Source organism: Pseudomonas sp. A014 (genome assembly GCF_052378495.1).
Taxonomy (GTDB): Bacteria; Pseudomonadota; Gammaproteobacteria; order Pseudomonadales; family Pseudomonadaceae; genus Aquipseudomonas; species Aquipseudomonas machongensis.
On record NZ_CP199001.1, the window covers coordinates 4,378,328 to 4,397,551 of the forward strand.

The 19,224-nt window shown below is 63.7% G+C and carries 16 protein-coding genes; 6 read left to right on the forward strand and 10 right to left on the reverse strand.

Features of this window, described 5'->3' with window-relative positions:
• Positions 1 to 223: 223 nt before the first annotated feature.
• Positions 224 to 1,300 (reverse strand): S-methyl-5-thioribose-1-phosphate isomerase, encoded by a 1,077-nt coding sequence (gene mtnA, locus ACTYOL_RS20335; protein WP_200603663.1) that lies wholly within the window; start codon positions 1,298 to 1,300, stop codon positions 224 to 226.
• A gap of 109 nt (positions 1,301 to 1,409) precedes the next feature.
• Here mtnA and ACTYOL_RS20340 point away from each other — a divergent pair, with 109 nt between their 5' ends.
• The 4 genes from ACTYOL_RS20340 (at position 1,410) to ACTYOL_RS20355 (ending at position 4,961) form a co-directional block, all read left to right on the forward strand.
• The gene (locus ACTYOL_RS20340; RefSeq protein ID WP_197893346.1) at positions 1,410 to 2,735 is read left to right on the forward strand and encodes a TRZ/ATZ family hydrolase; all 1,326 of its coding nucleotides are present in this window, start codon (positions 1,410 to 1,412) and stop codon (positions 2,733 to 2,735) included.
• A 64-nt stretch (positions 2,736 to 2,799) separates the two neighbouring features.
• A complete protein-coding gene (gene ubiG, locus ACTYOL_RS20345) occupies positions 2,800 to 3,498 on the forward strand; it encodes a bifunctional 2-polyprenyl-6-hydroxyphenol methylase/3-demethylubiquinol 3-O-methyltransferase UbiG (RefSeq protein WP_112898930.1) in 699 nt (232 codons plus the stop codon).
• Between the two features lie 2 nt (positions 3,499 to 3,500).
• The gene (mupP, locus tag ACTYOL_RS20350) at positions 3,501 to 4,172 is read left to right on the forward strand and encodes an N-acetylmuramic acid 6-phosphate phosphatase MupP (RefSeq protein WP_125931655.1); all 672 of its coding nucleotides are present in this window, start codon (positions 3,501 to 3,503) and stop codon (positions 4,170 to 4,172) included.
• Between the two features lie 48 nt (positions 4,173 to 4,220).
• Positions 4,221 to 4,961: a YciK family oxidoreductase gene (locus ACTYOL_RS20355; RefSeq protein ID WP_444756979.1), complete on the forward strand. Its 741-nt coding sequence runs from the start codon at positions 4,221 to 4,223 to the stop codon at positions 4,959 to 4,961.
• Between the two features lie 58 nt (positions 4,962 to 5,019).
• Here the strand turns inward: ACTYOL_RS20355 and ACTYOL_RS20360 are convergent, their stop codons facing one another.
• The 7 genes from ACTYOL_RS20360 to ACTYOL_RS20390 form a co-directional block, all read right to left on the reverse strand.
• Positions 5,020 to 5,817, reverse strand: coding sequence for a TenA family transcriptional regulator (locus tag ACTYOL_RS20360; RefSeq protein ID WP_151926277.1), 798 nt, complete (start codon positions 5,815 to 5,817; stop codon positions 5,020 to 5,022).
• 45 nt (positions 5,818 to 5,862) lie between these two features.
• Positions 5,863 to 8,319 (reverse strand): EAL domain-containing protein, encoded by a 2,457-nt coding sequence (locus tag ACTYOL_RS20365; RefSeq protein ID WP_197893345.1) that lies wholly within the window; start codon positions 8,317 to 8,319, stop codon positions 5,863 to 5,865.
• A gap of 122 nt (positions 8,320 to 8,441) precedes the next feature.
• Positions 8,442 to 10,274 (reverse strand): ABC transporter ATP-binding protein, encoded by a 1,833-nt coding sequence (locus tag ACTYOL_RS20370; protein WP_197893344.1) that lies wholly within the window; start codon positions 10,272 to 10,274, stop codon positions 8,442 to 8,444.
• Positions 10,267 to 10,899, reverse strand: a complete 633-nt coding sequence (locus tag ACTYOL_RS20375) for a DsbA family protein (protein ID WP_153772850.1) — start codon at positions 10,897 to 10,899, stop codon at positions 10,267 to 10,269. The genes ACTYOL_RS20370 and ACTYOL_RS20375 overlap by 8 nt, the downstream gene beginning before the upstream one ends.
• A 3-nt stretch (positions 10,900 to 10,902) precedes the next feature.
• Complete coding sequence (gene trhO, locus ACTYOL_RS20380; RefSeq protein WP_444756980.1) at positions 10,903 to 11,835, reverse strand: oxygen-dependent tRNA uridine(34) hydroxylase TrhO; 933 nt, start codon at positions 11,833 to 11,835, stop codon at positions 10,903 to 10,905.
• Positions 11,836 to 11,952: 117 nt separating this feature from the next.
• Complete coding sequence (locus ACTYOL_RS20385) at positions 11,953 to 12,249, reverse strand: BolA family protein (RefSeq protein ID WP_054893866.1); 297 nt, start codon at positions 12,247 to 12,249, stop codon at positions 11,953 to 11,955.
• A gap of 10 nt (positions 12,250 to 12,259) precedes the next feature.
• On the reverse strand, positions 12,260 to 12,784 hold the full coding sequence (locus tag ACTYOL_RS20390; RefSeq protein WP_054893865.1) for a DUF2059 domain-containing protein: 525 nt from the start codon (positions 12,782 to 12,784) through the stop codon (positions 12,260 to 12,262).
• 157 nt (positions 12,785 to 12,941) lie between these two features.
• Between ACTYOL_RS20390 and ACTYOL_RS20395 the strand changes: the two genes are divergently transcribed.
• The gene (locus tag ACTYOL_RS20395) at positions 12,942 to 14,336 is read left to right on the forward strand and encodes a class II fumarate hydratase (RefSeq protein ID WP_197893343.1); all 1,395 of its coding nucleotides are present in this window, start codon (positions 12,942 to 12,944) and stop codon (positions 14,334 to 14,336) included.
• A gap of 58 nt (positions 14,337 to 14,394) precedes the next feature.
• Here the strand turns inward: ACTYOL_RS20395 and ACTYOL_RS20400 are convergent, their stop codons facing one another.
• Both ACTYOL_RS20400 and pap read right to left on the reverse strand, forming a co-directional pair.
• A complete protein-coding gene (locus tag ACTYOL_RS20400; RefSeq protein WP_444756981.1) occupies positions 14,395 to 15,357 on the reverse strand; it encodes a DMT family transporter in 963 nt (320 codons plus the stop codon).
• Positions 15,358 to 15,494: 137 nt separating this feature from the next.
• Complete coding sequence (pap, locus tag ACTYOL_RS20405; RefSeq protein ID WP_054893862.1) at positions 15,495 to 16,988, reverse strand: polyphosphate:AMP phosphotransferase; 1,494 nt, start codon at positions 16,986 to 16,988, stop codon at positions 15,495 to 15,497.
• A gap of 131 nt (positions 16,989 to 17,119) precedes the next feature.
• Between pap and mnmC the strand changes: the two genes are divergently transcribed.
• Entirely contained in the window at positions 17,120 to 19,105 is a 1,986-nt protein-coding gene (gene mnmC, locus ACTYOL_RS20410; protein ID WP_444756982.1) for a bifunctional tRNA (5-methylaminomethyl-2-thiouridine)(34)-methyltransferase MnmD/FAD-dependent 5-carboxymethylaminomethyl-2-thiouridine(34) oxidoreductase MnmC, read from the forward strand.
• The last annotated feature ends 119 nt before the right edge of the window (positions 19,106 to 19,224 follow it).

Genomic DNA, 19,224 nt, shown 5'->3' on the forward strand with positions numbered 1-19,224 from the left:
CATATCCATCGGTGGACGAACGAAGCTCGTCGCCGCAGCGTTCGACAGTGCGACGACATACGACAAATCAATGAGTTGTGCCCAGGATCTGCGCAATGAAGGCCGCGGAAAAGAGCGGCCTTGGAAACTGTCGGATGGTATCACAAAGGGTTGGCGGGTGGGAGATGGGGCAGGATGCCACTGAAGCGGAAAGTCCCGACCGCCATCCCCCTCGCGAAAACACTCAATGCAAGCGCTTGCGACACATCAACTGGGCGATTTTTGCAGCGTCCGGGCGCTCGACAATACCCTTTTCGGTCACGATCACATCGATCAGATCCGCAGGGGTCACATCGAAAACGGTATTGAACACCTCGACATCCGCAGCGACCCGCTTCCCGGCCACGTCCAGCAACTCGTCTGCCTCGCGCTCTTCGAGAGGGATGTCATCACCGCTGGCGAGGTTGAGGTCAATGCTGGTACTCGACGCCACCACCATGAAACGTACGCCGTGGTGCATGGCAGAGACCGCCAGCTGGTATGTGCCGATCTTGCTCGCCATGTCGCCATTGGCCGCGATGCAATCGGCACCGACCACAACCCAGGTGATGCCCTTGGTCTTCATCAGGTGCGCCAGCGCGGAGTCTGCACACAACGTGACCGGTATCCCCTCATGGGACAGCTCCCAGGCCGTCAGGCGCGATCCGTGCAACCAGGGGCGGGTTTCAGCGGCATAGACGCGCTCGACCATGCCCTCCAGATAGGCGGCGTGGATCACCCCCAACGCAGTGCCGAAACCACCGCTGGCCAACGCACCGGCATTGCCGTAGGTCAGCAAGGTCTGCTCGCTGCCCTGGTGGCGACGGATCTGCTCGATACCGCTCTGCGCCATGGTCAGGTTGGCTTCGCGATCGCTGTCGTGGATCGCCACAGCTTCAGCCTCCATGGCTGCGAGCACGTCCTCGTCGGGGCGCAACCGCTGCAGGCGCTCGCGCATGCGGTTGAGCGCCCAGAACAGGTTGGCAGCAGTCGGGCGCGCCTCGGCCAGTTCGAGAAAGTCCTCTTCCAGCGCCTGCTCCCAGTCATCGTCCTCGGCCAGGCGCTGACGCAGCGCAAGCACCAGCCCATAGGCAGCACTGATGCCTATGGCAGCCGCACCGCGCACCGCCATGCCGCGGATCGCCTGGACCACGGCTGCCACATCGGCGCAGGTCAGCCAGTGCTCGCGGGTCGGCAGCAGACGCTGGTCGAGCAGATGCAGGGTGCCATCACGCCACTGGATGCTGGTCACCTTCTCCGCCGCCAAAAGTCGCTCGCGCATCGCCTCTCCCCGCAATTCACTGATCAAAAGCGGACGATTATAGCGAGCCTCGGGCGCAGGCGCTCGGGTATACTGCGCGTTCCATTTAACGGAACCCGGTAGCCTGCCTATGCTTTCAGCCTCTTCGCCGCTCGACCTGCTGCTCGCACCCCGCTGGCTGGTGCCCGTGGAGCCGGCCAGCGTGGCGCTCGAAGGGCACGCCCTGGGTATCCGGGACGGGCTGATTGCCTGGATCGGCCCCCGCGAGCGGGCACCACAGGCACGCGAGGTGCGCGAGCTGCCCGACTGCGTGCTCACTCCGGGGCTGGTCAACGCCCACGGGCACGCCGCCATGACCCTGTTCCGCGGCCTGGCCGACGACCTGCCGCTGATGACCTGGCTGCAGGAGCACATCTGGCCGGCCGAGGGACGCTGGGTCGACGAAGCCTTCGTGCGCGACGGCACCGACCTGGCGATCGCCGAGCAGCTCAAGGGTGGCATCACCTGCTTTGCCGACATGTACTTTTTCCCCCGCGAAGCCTGTGACCGCGTGCACCGCAGCGGCATCCGCGCCCAGGTGGCCGTGCCGTTGCTGGACTTCCCCATCCCCGGTGCGCGCACCACCGACGAGGCCCTGCACCTGGCCATCGAGCTGTTCGGCGACCTGCGCCATCACCCGCGCATCAGTGTCGCCCTCGGCCCCCATGCCCCGTATACAGTCAATGACGAGAATCTGGAGAAGATCCGGGTCATCGCCGACCAGCTCGACGCGCCGCTGCACATGCACATCCACGAGACCGCCGGCGAGGTCGAGCGGGCCGTGGCCGAGCACGGCGAACGCCCACTGGCACGCCTGGCGCGCCTCGGCCTGCTGGGTCCGCGCCTGCAAGCCGTGCACATGACCCAGATCAGCGACGACGACCTTGCCCTGTTGGTAGAAAGCAACACCAGCGTGGTGCACTGCCCGGAATCCAACCTCAAGCTGGCCAGCGGCTTCTGCCCGGTCGAACGCTTGTGGCAGGCCGGGGTCAACGTCGCCGTGGGCACCGACGGTGCCGCCAGCAACAACGACCTCGACCTGCTTGGCGAAACCCGGACCGCAGCATTGCTGGCCAAGGCCGTCGCAGGTTCGGCCACGGCCCTGGACGCCCACCGCGCCCTGCGCATGGCCACGCTCAACGGCGCCCGCGCCCTGGGGCTGGAGGCCAGCATCGGCTCGCTGGAGGTGGGCAAGGCCGCGGACATCACCGCCTTCGACCTCTCGGGCCTGGCCCAGCAACCGGTGCATGACCCGGTTTCGCAACTGATCTACGCCACCGGCCGCGACTGCGTGCGCCACGTCTGGGTCGCGGGCCACCACCTGCTCGACGACAGGCGCCTGACCCAGATGGACGAAGCGGCACTGATCGACACCGCCCGCACCTGGGGAGCGCGCATTCGCGCTGGCAAAGAATGACCGGCCGGCAGCTGCGGCTGCCGCCTGAGACACCTTTTATCGAAGTTTTCAGAGGATCTGTTCAATGAGCAACGTCGACCGCGCCGAAATCGCCAAGTTCGAGGCCCTGGCTCACCGCTGGTGGGACCGCGAGAGCGAGTTCAAGCCCCTGCACGAGATCAACCCGCTGCGGGTCAACTGGATCGACGAGCGCGCCAGCCTCGCCGGCAAGAAGGTACTGGACGTCGGCTGCGGCGGCGGCATCCTCAGCGAGGCAATGGCCCAGCGCGGCGCCACCGTGACCGGTATCGACATGGGCGAAGCACCACTGGCCGTGGCGCGCCTGCACCAGCTGGAATCGGGGGTCGAGGTCGAGTACCGGCAAATCACCGCCGAAGCGCTCGCAGAAGAGCTGCCTGGCCAGTTCGACGTGGTCACCTGCCTGGAAATGCTCGAACACGTGCCCGACCCCTCCTCGGTGATCCGCGCCTGCCATCGCCTGGTCAAGCCCGGCGGCCAGGTGTTCTTCTCCACCATCAACCGCAACCCCAAAGCCTACCTGCTGGCGATCATCGGCGCCGAGTACATCCTCAAGATGCTGCCGCGCGGCACCCATGACTTCAAGAAATTCATCCGGCCATCGGAGCTCGGCGCCTGGAGCCGTGTTGCCGGCCTCGAAGTGAAGGACATCATCGGCCTCACCTACAATCCGCTGACCAAGCACTACAAGCTGGCCAGCGACGTCGATGTCAACTACATGATCCAGACCCTGCGCGAGGAATGAGCATGCGCCTGCGAGCAGTACTCTTCGACATGGACGGTACCCTGCTGGACACCGCGCCAGATTTCATCGCCATCTGCCAGGCCATGCTCGCCGAACGCGGACTGCCGGCGGTGGACGACCAGTTGATCCGCGGCGTGATCTCCGGCGGCGCCCGGGCCATGGTCGCCGCCACTTTCGCCATGAGCCCTGACGCCGAAGGCTTCGAAGCCCTGCGCCTGGAGTTTCTCGAGCGCTACCAGCGCGACTGCGCGGTGCACAGCAAGCTGTTCGAGGGCATGGCCGAACTGCTGGACGACATCGAGAAAGGCAACCTGTTGTGGGGCGTGGTCACCAACAAGCCGGTACGCTTCGCCGAGCCGATCATGCAGCAGCTTGGCCTGGCCGAGCGCTCGGCGCTGCTGATCTGCCCCGATCACGTGAAGAACAGCAAGCCCGACCCCGAGCCGCTGATCCTCGCCTGCAAGACCCTTGACCTGGATCCGGCCAGCGTACTGTTCGTCGGAGACGATCTGCGTGACATCGAATCCGGCCGCGATGCCGGCACCCGCACCGCAGCCGTGCGCTACGGCTATATTCATCCAGAGGACAACCCCAACAACTGGGGTGCCGACGTGGTGGTGGACCACCCGCTGGACCTGCGCAAGGTGATCGACAGTGCGTTGTGCGGCTGCTGAGCAGTAAGGGCTGGCAGCACACACAGGGATAAAAACAGGGAATTCTCAATGTTCGACTACATCGCCCGCCCCGACCTGCTCAAGGGTCGGGTCATTCTTGTCACCGGCGCTGGCCGCGGCATCGGCGCTGCCGCCGCCAAGGCCTATGCAGCACTGGGGGCCACCGTGCTGCTGCTGGGCAAGACCGAGGCCAACCTCAACGAGGTCTACGACCAGATCGAGGCCGCCGGCCACCCACAACCCGTGGTGATTCCGTTCAACCTGGAAACCGCCCTGCCCCATCAGTACGACGAACTGGCGGTGATGGTCGAAGAACAGTTCGGGCACCTCGACGGCCTGCTCAACAACGCGTCGATCATCGGCCCGCGTACGCCGCTGGAGCAGTTGTCGGGCGACAACTTCATGCGCGTGATGCACATCAACGTCAACGCGACCTTCATGCTGACCAGCACACTGCTGCCGCTGCTCAAGTTGTCCGAGGACGCCTCGGTGGTGTTCACCTCGTCGAGCGTGGGGCGCAAGGGCCGGGCCTACTGGGGCGCCTATGGCGTGTCGAAGTTCGCCACCGAAGGCCTGATGCAGACCCTGGCCGACGAACTGGAAGGCGTGGCGCCGGTGCGCGCCAACAGCATCAACCCGGGTGCCACGCGCACGGCGATGCGAGCGCTCGCCTATCCCAGCGAGAACCCGCAGGACAATCCGCTGCCCGAAGACATCATGCCGGTGTACCTGTACCTGATGGGCCCTGACAGCAGCGGCGTGAACGGACAGGCGTTCAACGCCCAATAAACGCCGGCAACTGCACCGGCCTCATCCCTGCAAGCGCGCGATGAGGCCGGGCACCTGATCAGCCCGCCGCCAACACCGGCTTGCTGAAGGTCTGACGCTGCACAGGCTCCATTGCCAGGCAACGCTCCAGGAACAGGTACATGCAGTCGTAGCTCTTGCAGATTGCCTTGCGCAGTTGCGCCTGCAATTCCTCGGAAGGGTTCTCGCCCACCAGCGTGCAGATGATCTCCAGTGCCTCCCATGGGTGAGCATCATCGTACTCGGCGTGCAGATCCAGCCACCTCATGGCCGCCTTGGACTCCTTGTCACCTTGCTGGATGAAGGCCTGCGCATAGTCCGTGTCGGGATAGACCTTTGCAGACCACTCTCCCGTCGCCCCTTCGATCGCATAGTTGGTCGCGGCCATCGCAATGGCCAGGGACTCGGTCGCACAGACACGCCAGCACCAATCATTCAAGCCGTTCAGCTCAGGCGGAACATCCTGGGCCTGCAAGTCCTTCAAGGTAATGTCGTGCGCCTTGCACCATTTGACCCAATGGTCGGCATGATTGAGTTCGACACGGATATTGCGTATCAACCAACGCCGCGCCATATCTTCGCCCTGGCTTCGGCCGTATCGGGTCTTGGTGAGGTTGTGGGCCATGTACAGCGAGAACTGTTCGACCACCGGCCAGCCACCGATCAAGTACTGGCGGATGGTCTTCTTGCTCAATTTGCCGTCGCTCAGCCGCTGGTAGATCTCATGCTCGACCACCCTGCGCTTGCTCTCGGCGCAATCATCGATCATTTTCTGCGCCCAGTCGGGATAGCTCTTGGCGTCCATCAATGGACCGATCCGAACGAATGCTTCAATCACTGTCAGCTCCTTGATTCCCTGTGATTTCCCGGACGGCTACTGGTATCAGCGGAAGGTCCCTGGCGCCCGGTGCAACAGGGGCCTTACTGCAATCCGTTGTCGCTGAAGGCTGCCACAGGTGAACACCTGCGGCCGCTCGATCAGATAACCCTGCGCGAAATCCACGCCGATCTCCTGCAGCGCCTGCTCGATCAACGGCGTTTCGACGAATTCGGCGATGGTGCGCTTACCCATGACATGGCCGATATGGTTGATCACCTCCACCATAGCCCTGTTAATGGGATCGTCGAGCATATCTTTGACGAAACTTCCGTCGATCTTCAGGAAGTCTACGGGTAAATGCTTCAAATAGGCGAATGACGACATCCCGGCGCAGAAATCGTCGAGGGAGAACTTGCAGCCCAAGCCTTTCAATTCGTTGATGAAGCGAATAGCACTTCCCAAATTCGCGATTGCGCTGGTCTCGGTTATTTCGAAACAAATCATGTGCGGAGGAATCTGGTACTCGGCGAACGATCGCTGCAAGTACTCCAGGAATTTATCGTCGCCAATGCTGCTACCCGACAGATTGATCGCGCACATCGCCAGCGGCCGACTGCAACCTTCATCCAGCGCCTGACGAATCACCTGAAACACATTGCGCACCACCCAGCGATCGAGTGCGGTCATCAGGCCGTAGCGTTCGGCAGCAGGGATGAAGCTGTCAGGCAGCACGGTCCGGCCGCTCTCGTCATGCAGGCGCAGAAGAATCTCTATGTGCCCGGCGCCCATGTCGGGCTTGAGCGGGGCGATTTCCTGGGCATACAAGCAGAAGCGGTTTTCCTCGAGCGCGACATGCAGGCGCTGGATCCAGGCCATCTCGCCAAAGCGCATCGACAACTCGCTGTCGTCGGCATGGTAGACCTGCACACGGTTGCGACCCTTCTCCTTGGCCATGTAGCAAGCCATGTCGGCTGCCCGCAGCGAGGCCTCGAGGGTGCCGGGCGACTGGGCAATGTGTACCAGGCCAATACTGACGGTGGTGACGAAGGGTCGTCCCTTCCAGACGAAATGCAGGCTCTGCACGGTCTGGCGCAAGTGCTCGGCAATCCGCTCGGCCTGGTCGGGTGGGCAGTTTTCCAGCAACACGCCGAATTCATCACCGCCCAGCCGGGCCAGGGTGTCACCTTCGCGCAGGCCTGCCTGCAGCACGGCGCAGATATGGCGCAGCAACTCATCGCCCGCAGCGTGTCCGCAGGTATCGTTGACCAGCTTGAACTGGTCGAGGTCGAGAAACATCAGCGAATGGCGCCCCGACTGACGGACCAAGGTGTTGAGCGCCTGCTCCAGGCGATACTCGAACTCGCGGCGGTTGGCCAGGCCCGTCAGGGCATCGTGAGTCGCCTGCCAGGACAGGTTGGCGATGTACTGTCGCTCCTGCGTCATGTCATGCAAGGCCAGCACGATACCGCTGATCTGGCCGTCGGTGTGGATCGGCGATCCAACCAGGTTGACCGATACCGTACTGCCATCCAGGCGCTGGATCAGCCGGGCATGCTCGGCGCCGCCCTTGAGGCTGCCGCTGAGTACCTGCTCGACCAGGGTCAGGCTGTCCCGCTCGGCATTCTCATCGAGCAGGCTGAACAGCGCCGCCAGCGGCAAGCCATGGGCCTGGGAGGCCTGCCAGTGGGTCAACTGCTCCGCGGCAGGGTTCATGTAGACGATGCACCCCTCGACATCGGTGGTGATCACCGCATCGCCAATCGATTCAAGGGTGGTCTGTGCCCGCTCACGCTCCACCTGCAAAGCGCTGGCAAACGCCTGGCGCTGGGACAGCAACCGTGCAGAACGGCGCCAGGCCAGCGCGATGAGAAACAACGCCGTGAGCAGATTGGTGACCATCAACACCCGCAGCAGCACCCGCGAGCCTTCACCCAATGCATCGCTGAATGCCTTGGCGGCCGGCGTCACGCCCTCGTTGATCGAGACGATACGCGCTTTCCAGTCCGCCACCTCGCGTTCAGTGGCCACCCCCTGGACGAAGGCCTCGCGCATTTGCTGGGCCAGGCCGTCCAGTTGCCTTAGGTAGTCGTCGCCGGTGTTCCAGTAGCCGATGGCGTTCTGCATGTAACTGATCTGGCGAAAATTGCGGTAGAACCAGATGATCCGATTGACGTCGTCCGGATGGTTACCACCCTGCAAGATCCCGCGCCGCGCCGCCTCCAGGTCCGGGACAGGCTGATCGAGAGCCACCCGTAGCTCACGGTCGCCCTGGGGTATGGCAATGGCCTGGCGATAACGCTCGAAGATGCGTTCGTCCTGGCTTTCGGCATACAGATTGAGGTAATAGATGGCGTCTTTCTGTGCCTTGGACCACAGGCTTTCGCCGGCCACGTACGCACGCATGGCCGAAAGCGAATAAAGACTGAGGCTGCCCAACAGCACCTGGAAAACCACCACTGCGACGAAGGGCCAGATGATTCCCAGCAACCTTGGCGCCTCGAGAGTCCGATTTCCCTTCATGTAGTCCCTGTCTCAGAGCGGATATGGCACGAATCGACCCAGACAAGCACAGCGTAGGCCATTTGCCATAACTGCGCGGAGCTTTTTGTCGCAGCCACTGCACCTATTGATGCACCGCCCGATCAGGACTGTTGCAGGTGCCCATACAGCTTGGCGTACAACCCGCCTTCGGCGATGAGCTGCTGGTGGCCGCCGTCTTCGGCCACATGACCGCCGTCGAATACCAGAACCCGATCAGCCTGTTTCACCGCGGACAGGCGATGGGCAATGATCAGAGTGGTGCGGCCGCTGAGGAAGCGCGCCAGGGCCTGATGGAGGTTGTATTCGGTGGCCGCATCGAGGGCCGAGGTAGCCTCGTCGAGGATCACCACCTTCGGCTCGGCCAGTACCATCCGGGCAATCGCCAGGCGTTGACGCTGGCCCCCGGACAGGCGTACACCAGAGCGCCCGACCACACTGTCCAATCCCTGCGGCAGCGCGGCGATGGTGGCATCGAGCTGGGCGATGCGCAGCGCCTGCCAACAGGCGTCGTCACTGCACTCGCGGCCCATGGTCAGGTTGGCGCGCACACTGTCGTTGAACAACGATGGATGCTGCAGCACCACCGCGACATGTTCGCGCAGGGTCTCCAGGCCGATCTCCTGAAGGCTGGCACCGCCAAAGCGAATGGTCCCGGCCTGGGCGCTGTACAACCCCAGCAGCAGCTGAACCAGCGTGCTCTTGCCGCCGCCGCTGGCACCGACGATAGCCACCTTCTCGCCCGGAGCGATGGACAGGTCCAGGTGATCGAGCACCGGCTCATCGGCATAGGCGAAGCGCAGCTCGCGCACCTCGATACCCACCGTCGCGTGCCCAGCGAACGGATCACAGGCGGCCGGATACTGCGGTTCGTCCTCTCGCGACAGCAACTCGTTGAGCCGGCTCAGCGCACCACCGGCCGCGTAGTAGGCGTACTGCAGGTTGAGCAACTGCTCCACCGGGCCGATCATGAACCACAGGTAACTGAACACAGCCAGCATCTGCCCGATCGACAGGTCGGAGAACAACACCGTGAGCATCGCCGCAGCGCGGAAAATGTCGATGCCGAACTGGAACAGCAGACCGCTGGCCCGACCACTGGCGTCGCTCTTCCACTGCGAGGCCACCGCATAGTCACGCACTTCCCGGGCACGTACTCCAAGGCGCCCGAGGAAATAGCCCTGGCGGTTGCTTGCGCGGATTTCCTGGATGGCGTCGAGGGTCTCGCTCAGCGCCTGGGTAAAACGCCCGGTACTGTCGTTCTCGAGCTTCTTCAGGTGCTTGACCCGCTTGCCCAACTGCACGGTGAAATAGATCACCAACGGGTTGAACAGCAGGATCAGCAGCGCCAGCTTCCAGTGCATCCAGATCAGGATCGCCGCAGTGCCGGTAAGCGTCAGCATGGCCACCAGGAAGCGGCTGAGCGTTTCACCGACGAACTTGTCCAGGGTGTCCAGGTCGGTGACCAGATGCGTAGTGACCGTGCCACTGCCCAGGCTTTCATACTCCTTGAGCGAGATCCGCTTGAGCCGCTCGATCAGGCGGATTCGCAAGCGGTACACGATATCCTTGGCCAGCCCGGCGAACTGCCTGGCCTGGATCACACCGAAGGCCAGCGAGGCCAGGCGCAGGCTGAGGGTCGCAACCAGCATCAAGCCGATATAACCGGCTGCCACCTGCCATTGGCTCGGCAGGAACTGGTTCATCCATTTCAAGGCAGCGTCGCCATGGCCCAGCAGCACTTCATCGACCAGCAAGGGCAGCAGCAAGGGAATCGGCACGCTGCAGAGGGCGGCAAGCACGGCAACCAGGTTGGCAGTCCACAAGGCCTTCTTGTGGTGCAGCGCCAGGCGGCGGATTTCCGCCCAGCTCAGACGATCGTGCGCAACGGGGGGCTTCCCCGGCACAGGGTCGCTAGACCCTGACAGATCAAGCACAGGCAGCCTGCTGCAGCCAGCGGCCCAGCAACGGCTGCAGGCGATCGAGCGGCTGATAGCCGTTGGTCAGCAAGGCCAGTTGACCATTGCGCTCGGCCAGCAGGGTCGGGAAGCCGGCGATACCCAGGTCCTGAACCCAGGCAAAGTCGGCTGTCGTGGTCGTGCGGGTCTCGACGCTTGCGAACGCTGCAGAAAACCGTTCGCGGTCGAAGCCTGCCTGCTCGGCCAGGTCCACCAGTTGCGGGGCGCGGGTGACATCCAGGCCCTGTTCGTAGAACGAGCCCTGGATCAGCTTGAGCAGCGCCCAACCGCGCTCGGCATCGAGCTCACGCGCCGTGACCAAGGCGCGACAGGCCGGCTCGGTGTCATAGACGAACCCGTCAGGCATGGCGCCCTCGAAGCGAAACGCCTGACCGGTGGCCTCGGCGACCGCCTGCCAATGCTCGAGGATGTACTTGCGCGTCGAGCTATCCAACGCGCTGCTACCGCTGCGCAGGCCACCCACCACCAGGCGCGTCGGCACACCGGCATCCCGCGCCTGGGCGATCAACGCCTCGGCCACGGGAGCGAAGCCCCAGCACCAGGAACACATCGGGTCCATCACATAGAGCAGGCGTGCAGTCATGCATCAGGCCTCGGCTTTGTAGTTGTAACCGATCGGGTGCGGCAAGTTGCGCGCCTTGGCCAGCTCGATCTGCTTCTGGCGGTCGATGGCGCTGCGCCGGGTCTTCTCGCTCAGGGTGTCCCAGCAATGCGGGCAGCTCACTCCGGGCGAATAATGCTCGGACGCACGGTCATCCGCATTGATCGGATGGCGGCAGGCATGGCACTGGTCGTACTCGCCCTCGGACAGGTCGTGACGCACCGTGACCCGGTTGTCGAAGACGAAGCAGTCGCCGTCCCAGAGGCTTTCTTCCTGAGGCACTTCCTCGAAGTATTTCAGGACCCCTCCCTTAAGATGATAGACCTCCTCGAAGCCTTCACCGAGCATGTAGCTGGACGCTTTTTCACAACGAATGCCGCCAGTGCAGAACATCGCGACCTTCTTGTGTCTGCTCGGGTCGAAGTTGGCCTTGATGTAGTCGGGAAACTCGCGGAAGGTCTCGGTCTTCGGATCGATGGCGCCCTTGAAGGTGCCGATGGCCACTTCATAGTCATTGCGGGTGTCGATCAACAGCACTTCGGGGTCGCTGATCAGCGCATTCCAGTCCTTGGGGTCGACATAGGTACCGACCTGCTTGTTGGGGTCGACGCCCGGCACGCCAAGGGTGACGATCTCTTTCTTGAGCTTGACCTTGGTGCGGTAGAACGGCTGCTCGTCGCAGTACGACTCTTTATGGTCGACATCCGCCAGGCGCGGGTCGTTGCGCAGCCAGGCCAGCAGGCCGTCGATACCTTCACGGGTACCGGAGACCGTGCCATTGATACCCTCGAGCGCCAGCAGCAAAGTGCCTTTGACGTCGTTGTCCTGCAGGGTTTTCAACAATGGCTCGCGCAGGTCGAGGTAGTCTTCGAGGGTGACGAACTTATAGAGCGCCGCCACGACGATCGGTTGGGACATGAATCTGTATCTCCAGGTGGTTGCCCTCGTAAGGGGCGGACCGGGTTTGACAAAAAACACGGGGGCCGCAAAGCGGCCCCCGGATGAAGCGGATTCTACCAGAACGACGGACAGGTTTCAGTGCCCGCCGCCGGCACACACCGGCGAGGCCGGCGCCGCCCCTACCTGCGCCCATTCTTCGGGCGTGTAGGTGTGGATCGCCAGGGCATGAATCTCGCCCATCAGCTCGCCCATGGTGGCGTAGACCTTCTGGTGACGCTTGACGCTGTTCAGGCCGGCGAACTGTTCGCTGACCAGCACCGCCTTGTAGTGCGTCTCCTGCCCACGACTGTGCATGTGGCTTTCATTCAGCACCTGCAGGTGCTGATCGCCAAGCGCTGCCAGTTGCTGCTCGATGCGTTGTTGCATGCTCATCGATTCAGGCTCACTTCTTCGCCGGAGCGGCGGCCTTGCCAGCGTTCGGGTCCAGCTCCTTGGTCATGTCGTCCAGCAGCTTGTTCACCACCGGCACTGCAGGCTCCAGGCTCTGCTGGGTCAGCTGGGCCGACTGCTGGGTGACCTTGGGCATTTCGCGCAGGACTTTCTTGCCCAGCGGCGACTCGTAGAACTTGACCAGGTCGTTGAGCTCCTGCTCGGTGAAGGTCGCGGTGTACAGGTTGACCATCTGCGGCTTGAGCTTCTTCCAGCCAATGGCATTGTCCAGGGCGGCGTTGGCCTTGGCCTGGTAGCTGTCGAGCACGGATTTCTTCGCGGCCGGGGCCTTGGTCTGCTCGAAGCGCTGGGCGAACATCTGCTGGACCTGCATGTACACCGGGGTGCCCAGCTTGTCGGCATTGGCCAGGGTCAGGAACTTCTCGGCGGCGGCGTTGTGGCTGGCAGTTGCGGCGAGGACCTGGCCGCTGGCACAGGCCAGGGCGACGGCGGCAAAGAGGACACGGAGGCGGGTCATTGCAATTCCTTCATGAGAGGGTGAGGCGGATACCTCAGAGTAGAGCATTCTGCGCCGCGATGGGCACTGTGCTCAAGTGGGAAGACGAGCGATTGACCGCCCGGGTGGATCAGGGCCTAAACTGCGACTTCTGACTGAACAAAGGAGTGAGCGCAGCATGAGCCGTATCGAGACAGACAGCCTGGGCCCGGTCGAAGTTCCAGAGGACGCCTACTGGGGTGCGCAAACCCAGCGCTCGCTGATCAACTTCGCCATCGGCAAGGAGCGCATGCCCCTGGCTGTCCTCCACGCCCTGGCGCTGGTCAAGAAAGCCGCGGCACGAGTCAACGACCGCAACGGCGACCTGCCAGCCGACATTGCCCGACTGATCGAACAAGCCGCCGACGAAGTGCTCGACGGCGAACACGACGATCAGTTCCCGCTGGTGGTCTGGCAGACCGGCAGTGGCACCCAGAGCAACATGAACGTCAACGAAGTGATCGCCGGGCGCGCCAACGAACTGGCTGGCAAGGGCCGTGGCGGCAAGGTGCCGGTCCACCCGAACGATCACGTCAACCGCTCGCAGAGCTCCAACGACTGCTTCCCTACCGCCATGAGCATCGCCGCCGCCCAGGCCGTGCATGGCAAGTTGCTGCCGGCCATCGCCGAGTTGTCGTCGGGCCTGGCAGAACTGTCGGCGCGTCACTCGAATCTGGTCAAGACTGGTCGCACACACATGATGGACGCCACGCCCATCACCTTCGGCCAGGAAATCTCGGCCTTCGTTGCCCAGCTCGACTACGCACAGCGGGCAATTCGCGCCACCCTTCCGGCAGTTTGTGAACTGGCACAGGGTGGCACGGCCGTCGGCACCGGTCTCAACGCCCCACACGGCTTTGCCGAAGCCATTGCCGCTGAGCTTGCAGCGTTGTCCGGCCTGCCCTTCGTCACCGCACCGAACAAGTTCGCCGCCCTCGCCGGCCATGAGCCGCTGACCAGCCTGGCTGGCGCGCTCAAAACTCTCGCCGTGGCCCTGATGAAGATCGCCAACGACCTGCGCCTGCTGGGTTCCGGCCCGCGTGCCGGACTTGCCGAGGTACGCCTGCCGGCCAACGAACCAGGCAGCTCCATCATGCCGGGCAAGGTCAATCCGACCCAATGCGAAGCCCTGTCGATGCTGGCCTGTCAGGTACTGGGCAACGATGCGGCGATCGGCTTCGCGGCCAGCCAGGGGCACTTGCAGTTGAATGTGTTCAAGCCGGTGATCATCCACAACCTGCTGCAGTCGATCGAACTGTTGGCCGATGGCTGCCGCAACTTCCAGGAGCACTGCGTGGCCGGCATCGAGCCGGACGCCGAACAGATGGCCGCCCACCTGGAGCGCGGACTGATGCTGGTGACGGCGCTGAACCCGCACATCGGCTACGACAAGGCTGCGGAAATCGCCAAGAAGGCCTACAGCGAGGGCAAGACCCTGCGCGAGGCAGCGCTGGAGCTCAAGTACCTGACCAACGAGCAGTTCGACCAGTGGGTGCGCCCGGAAAACATGCTGGCACCGGGGGCCAAGGGCTGATCCTGAGCCGATAGTGGTCTCTTCGCGGGCTTGCCCGCGAAGAGGCCACCGCCGATCATCAGCGAACCTCTGCCACCCTGGCCCGCCGCGCCCGCCACCCCGCCACCAGCGAAGGCCCCAGCGCCACCAGTGCCGACCCTGCCACCACCGTCACCGCCCCGGCATAGCCCAGCGCATTGATCTGTTCGGCATGCACGTACTCAGGCCACACCCAGGCCGATAGCGCCACCGCAATAAAGGTGACCAGCGGCGTCAGTGCCAAGGTCGCACTCACCCGCGATGCTTCCCAATGCGCCAAAGCCTCGGCAAATGCGCCATAGGCGACCAGCGTGTTCAGGCAGCACGCCAGCAGCAACCAGCCTTGTACAGCCGTCAGTTGCAGCGCCTCCAGCGGGTGCGCCCAAGGCGTCAGCAGCGCCGCGCAGCACAGGTAGATCACCATCATCACCTGCTGCGAATGCCAGACCGTCAGCAACTGCTTCTGGCTCAGGGCATAGAACACCCAGATGCTGGTGGCCAGGATGATCGTCAGTACACCGGTGGTATAGGTCCCAAGTGATGTCAGCAGCTCGTCCAGGCGCTGGTTGAAGAACAGCCCGAAACCGGCCAGCAGCACCAGCAACCCGATACCCTGGCCCAAGCTGAAACGCTCTTTGAACACAAACACACTGGCCACCAGCAACAGCACCGGCCCCAGTTGCACCACCAACTGTGCAGTACCAGGGCTGAGCAGTTTGAGACCGACCAGATACAGCACGTAGTTGCCCATCAGCCCACACACGGCCACCGCTACCAGGCCCAAGCCCTTGCGCCCCAGCCGCTGGACTGACGGCAGGCGCCGGTTGGCGGCCAGCCAGGCAAACAGAAGGCCGCCGGAGACCAGCAGCCGATACCAGGTGACCGTGATCGGATCCATCACCTGCAGCACCTGCTTGAGCTTGATCGGCAGAATGCCCCACAGCAGCGCGGTCAGCAGCGCCAGGAACAGGCCATGGACCCAGCGTCCGGAAGAAATGTGCATAGCGTCCTCGATCAATGCCCTGAGTGGGGTGATTGAAGTCTAAGGGCTGCAAAGGTGGGGCTGGCAGAAAGTGCCGGGAAAAGAATTCATCAGGTCATTCCCGCGAGGCATGGCTGCCCCGCGGCGGACGGGATGCGTCACTTCTTGTGCCTGGCGAACGCCGCTTCCAGGGCATCGTTGATGGTGCGCAACACCTTGACCCGCGCCCAGCGCTTGTCGTTGGCCTCCACCAGCGTCCAGGGGGCTATCTCGGAGCTGGTACGATCGACCATGTCACCCACCGCCTCGGCGTATACATCCCACTTGTCGCGGTTGCGCCAGTCTTCCTCGGTGATCTTGTAGCGCTTGAACGGGATCTCTTCACGTTCCTCGAAGCGCTGCAGCTGTGTCTCTTGGTCGATTGCCAGCCAGAACTTCACGACCACGATGCCCGAGTTGCTCAACTGCTCCTCGAAATCATTGATCTCGCCATAGGCGCGCATCCAGTCGGCCGGGGTGCAAAACCCTTCGACCCGCTCCACCAGCACCCTACCGTACCAGGAGCGGTCGAAGATGGTGAACTTGCCACGCGCCGGCACATGTCGCCAGAACCGCCATAGATAGGGCTGGGCCCGTTCCTCTTCGGTGGGCGCAGCGATCGGCACGATGCGGTACTGGCGTGGGTCCAGCGCGGCGGCCACGCGGCGAATCGCCCCACCCTTGCCCGCAGCATCGTTGCCTTCGAACACCGCGACAAGGGCGTGCTCGCGCATGCGCTTGTGCCGCAACAGCCCGGCCAGGCGTGCCTGCTCGGCGACCAGCTGCTTCTGGTAGTCGTGCTTGTCGAGGCGCCGGGTAAGATCCAGAGCGCCGAGCAAGCTCAACTGATCGATACTGCGCCCCAATGGCGCGACATTGCCCTGGTGCTTGCCCTTCGGCGCGTTGGCCAGCGCCGCGTTCAGGCTTTCGAGCAGAATGCGCCCGGCCGCCAGCGCACGGTAGTGCGGATCGACACCCTCGATCACATGCCAGGGCGCGTAGTCGCGGCTGGTGCGCCGCAGAACCCGCTCACCGAAACGTACGAAGCGGTCGTAGGTCTCGGACTGTTGCCAGTCCAGCGGACTGATGCGCCAACTGTGCAGCGGATCGTCGCGCAGCACCTTGAGCCGGGTCTTCATCTGTTTCTTGGAGAGGTGAAACCAGAACTTGATGATCAGCGCACCTTCGTCGCAAAGCATCTGTTCCAGGCGCTCGGCGCCGGTGATGGCCTGGTCGAGCACCGCATCCTTGAAGCGACCATGCACCCGCCCCTGCAACATCTGGCTGTACCAATTGCCGAAGAACACGCCCATTCGCCCTTTTGGCGGTAGTGCACGCCAGTATCGCCAGGCGGGTGGGCGCGCCAGTTCTTCGTCGGTCTGCTGGTCGAAGGTGAGCACATCGATCATCCGCGGGTCCATCCACTCGTTGAGCAGCTTGACCGTCTCGCCCTTGCCAGCACCCTCGACACCGTTGATCAGTACGATGACCGGGAATCGCGCCTGCTGCTTGAGCTCGAACTGGGCCTCCAGCAACGCCTCGCGCAGGGCCGGCAATTCGGCCTCGTAGGTTTCCTTGTCAATGCTGTGACCGATTTCCGCGGATTCGAACATGGCTCACTCCTTCGATGGATAAGCAAGAGTAGCGGATTGCACGCCAGTCTTGCGCCCTCTTCCCACGGCGGATACAGCGCCGGCGACGCAGATGGCATAAAATCTTCGCTTCACTGCCAGCCGAACCGACCATGCCTGATACCCCACTCCCCCAGCACGCCCAGATCGACTGGGACGACCAGGGCCGCCCCCACTCGCGGCAATACGACGACGTCTATTTCTCGAAGAACGAGGGCGTGCACGAGACGGTGTACGTCTTCCTCGAGCGCAACCACCTGGCCCGGCGCTTCGCCGAGCTTGCGCCGCACGCCTGCCTGGTGATCGGCGAGACCGGTTTTGGTACCGGCATGAACTTCTTCTGTGCCTGGCAACTGTTTGCAGAAAAGGCTCACCCCGAGGCGCGGCTGCATTTCGTCAGTGTCGAGAAGTACCCACTCAGTCGCGCCGACCTGGCCCGCGCTGCAGCGCTGTGGCCGGAGCTTTCGCCCTTCAGCGAACCCTTGCTGGCGCAGTATGTGGCCGTGCATCCAGGCTTCCAGCAGTTCAGCTTCGAGCAGGGCCGGGTCACCCTCACCCTGCTGGTCGGTGACGTGCTGGAACGGTTGCCCCAGCTCGACGCGCCCATCGACGCCTGGTTTCTGGACGGCTTCGCCCCGGCGAAGAACCCGGACATGTGGACGCCGGAACTGTTCGCGCAACTGGCACGGCTGTCACGCCCCGGCACCACGCTGGGGACCTTCACCACCACAGGTTGGGTGCGCCGCGGCCTGGCAGCCGCCGGTTTTGCGATCAAGAAAGTGCCGGGGCTGGGCAAGAAGTGGGAAGTGATGGGGGGAGAATTCGTCGGCTGGCCTGAAGACCTGCCGACGCCGCCACAACCAGCCCCCTGGTATGCACGCCCCGCCCCCGTGGACGGCCCCCGTCGCGCGCTGGTCATCGGCGCCGGGCTGGCCGGTTGCGCCAGCGCCGCCAGCCTGGCTGCACGCGGTTGGCAGGTCGAAGTGCTGGAACGCCACGACGCCCCGGCCCGAGAGGCCTCCGGCAACCCCCAGGGCGTGCTGTACCTGAAGCTGTCGGCACACGGCACCGCCTTGTCGCAGATGATTCTCGCCGGGTTCGGCTACACCCGCCGTTGGCTCGAACGCCTGCAGCGTGGCCGCGACTGGGACGACTGCGGCGTGCTGCAACTGGCGTTCGACACCAAGGAAACCGAACGCCAGGCCAAACTTGCCGGCGCCTTCGACAGCAGCCTGCTGCAGTGCCTGGATCGCGAGCAGGCCGAGGCGATCGCCGGGGTCGCCCTGTCCAGCGGTGGGCTGTTCTACCCCGAGGGCGGCTGGGTGCACCCGCCCGCACTGTGCCACGCGCAACTGCAACACCCGCGCATTCGCCTGCTCAACCATCACCAGGTGATCGAACTGCGCCGCGTCGACGGTCTGTGGCAAGCCTGGGACGGCGAACGGTTGCTGGCCAGTGCGCCCCTGGTGGTGCTGGCCGGTGCCGCTGAGATACGCAACCTCGAGGCATGCGCCGAGCTGCCGCTCAAGCGTATCCGAGGACAGATCACCCGCCTGCCGCTGACCGAGCGCAGCCAGGCGCTGGGCACCGTGGTCTGCGCCAACGGCTACGTCGCCCCGGCGCGCGATGGCGAGCACACCCTAGGTGCCAGTTTCGACTTCCATAGCCTCGACCTCGCCCCCACTGCCGGCGAGCACGCAAGCAATCTTGGTCTGCTGGAGGCGATTTCTGCCGACCTGGCGCAGCGGCTCGACACGGCCGCACTGGATCCGGCGCAATTGCAGGGGCGCGCAGCGTTTCGCTGCACCAGCCCGGATTACCTGCCGATTGTCGGGCCGCTGGCCGATCCTGCTGCGATCAGCACGACCTATTCAATGCTGGCCAAGGATGCCCGACAGGTTCCGGCGATCGCCTGCCCCTGGCTGGAAGGCTTGTACGTCAACAGCGGCCACGGCTCACGCGGCCTGATTACCGCGCCTTTGAGCGGCGAGCTGATTGCCGCCTGGGCCAGTGGCGAACCACTGCCGATACCTCGGGCCGTGGCCGAGGCCTGTCATCCAAACCGCTTCATGCTGCGCAAGCTGATTCGCGGCAAATGAAACAGCACCCACCCGTCCCATATAACAGATTGATCTAAAACTCCCGCAAATCCCCTGGGTCAGTTCCTTAAGGTGCCCCATGTGGGGGCACTCTTTCCCCAACGGCAAAACCGGTAAGG

Coding starts and splice junctions, on each gene's coding strand:
- mtnA (WP_200603663.1), bottom strand. CDS start 1,300: ATGCGCGAGCGACTTTTGGCGGCGGAGAAGGTGACCAGCATCCAGTGG.
- ACTYOL_RS20340 (WP_197893346.1), top strand. CDS start 1,410: ATGCTTTCAGCCTCTTCGCCGCTCGACCTGCTGCTCGCACCCCGCTGG.
- ubiG (WP_112898930.1), top strand. CDS start 2,800: ATGAGCAACGTCGACCGCGCCGAAATCGCCAAGTTCGAGGCCCTGGCT.
- mupP (WP_125931655.1), top strand. CDS start 3,501: ATGCGCCTGCGAGCAGTACTCTTCGACATGGACGGTACCCTGCTGGAC.
- ACTYOL_RS20355 (WP_444756979.1), top strand. CDS start 4,221: ATGTTCGACTACATCGCCCGCCCCGACCTGCTCAAGGGTCGGGTCATT.
- ACTYOL_RS20365 (WP_197893345.1), bottom strand. CDS start 8,319: ATGAAGGGAAATCGGACTCTCGAGGCGCCAAGGTTGCTGGGAATCATC.
- ACTYOL_RS20375 (WP_153772850.1), bottom strand. CDS start 10,899: ATGACTGCACGCCTGCTCTATGTGATGGACCCGATGTGTTCCTGGTGC.
- trhO (WP_444756980.1), bottom strand. CDS start 11,835: ATGTCCCAACCGATCGTCGTGGCGGCGCTCTATAAGTTCGTCACCCTC.
- ACTYOL_RS20385 (WP_054893866.1), bottom strand. CDS start 12,249: ATGAGCATGCAACAACGCATCGAGCAGCAACTGGCAGCGCTTGGCGAT.
- ACTYOL_RS20390 (WP_054893865.1), bottom strand. CDS start 12,784: ATGACCCGCCTCCGTGTCCTCTTTGCCGCCGTCGCCCTGGCCTGTGCC.
- ACTYOL_RS20395 (WP_197893343.1), top strand. CDS start 12,942: ATGAGCCGTATCGAGACAGACAGCCTGGGCCCGGTCGAAGTTCCAGAG.
- ACTYOL_RS20400 (WP_444756981.1), bottom strand. CDS start 15,357: ATGCACATTTCTTCCGGACGCTGGGTCCATGGCCTGTTCCTGGCGCTG.
- pap (WP_054893862.1), bottom strand. CDS start 16,988: ATGTTCGAATCCGCGGAAATCGGTCACAGCATTGACAAGGAAACCTAC.
- mnmC (WP_444756982.1), top strand. CDS start 17,120: ATGCCTGATACCCCACTCCCCCAGCACGCCCAGATCGACTGGGACGAC.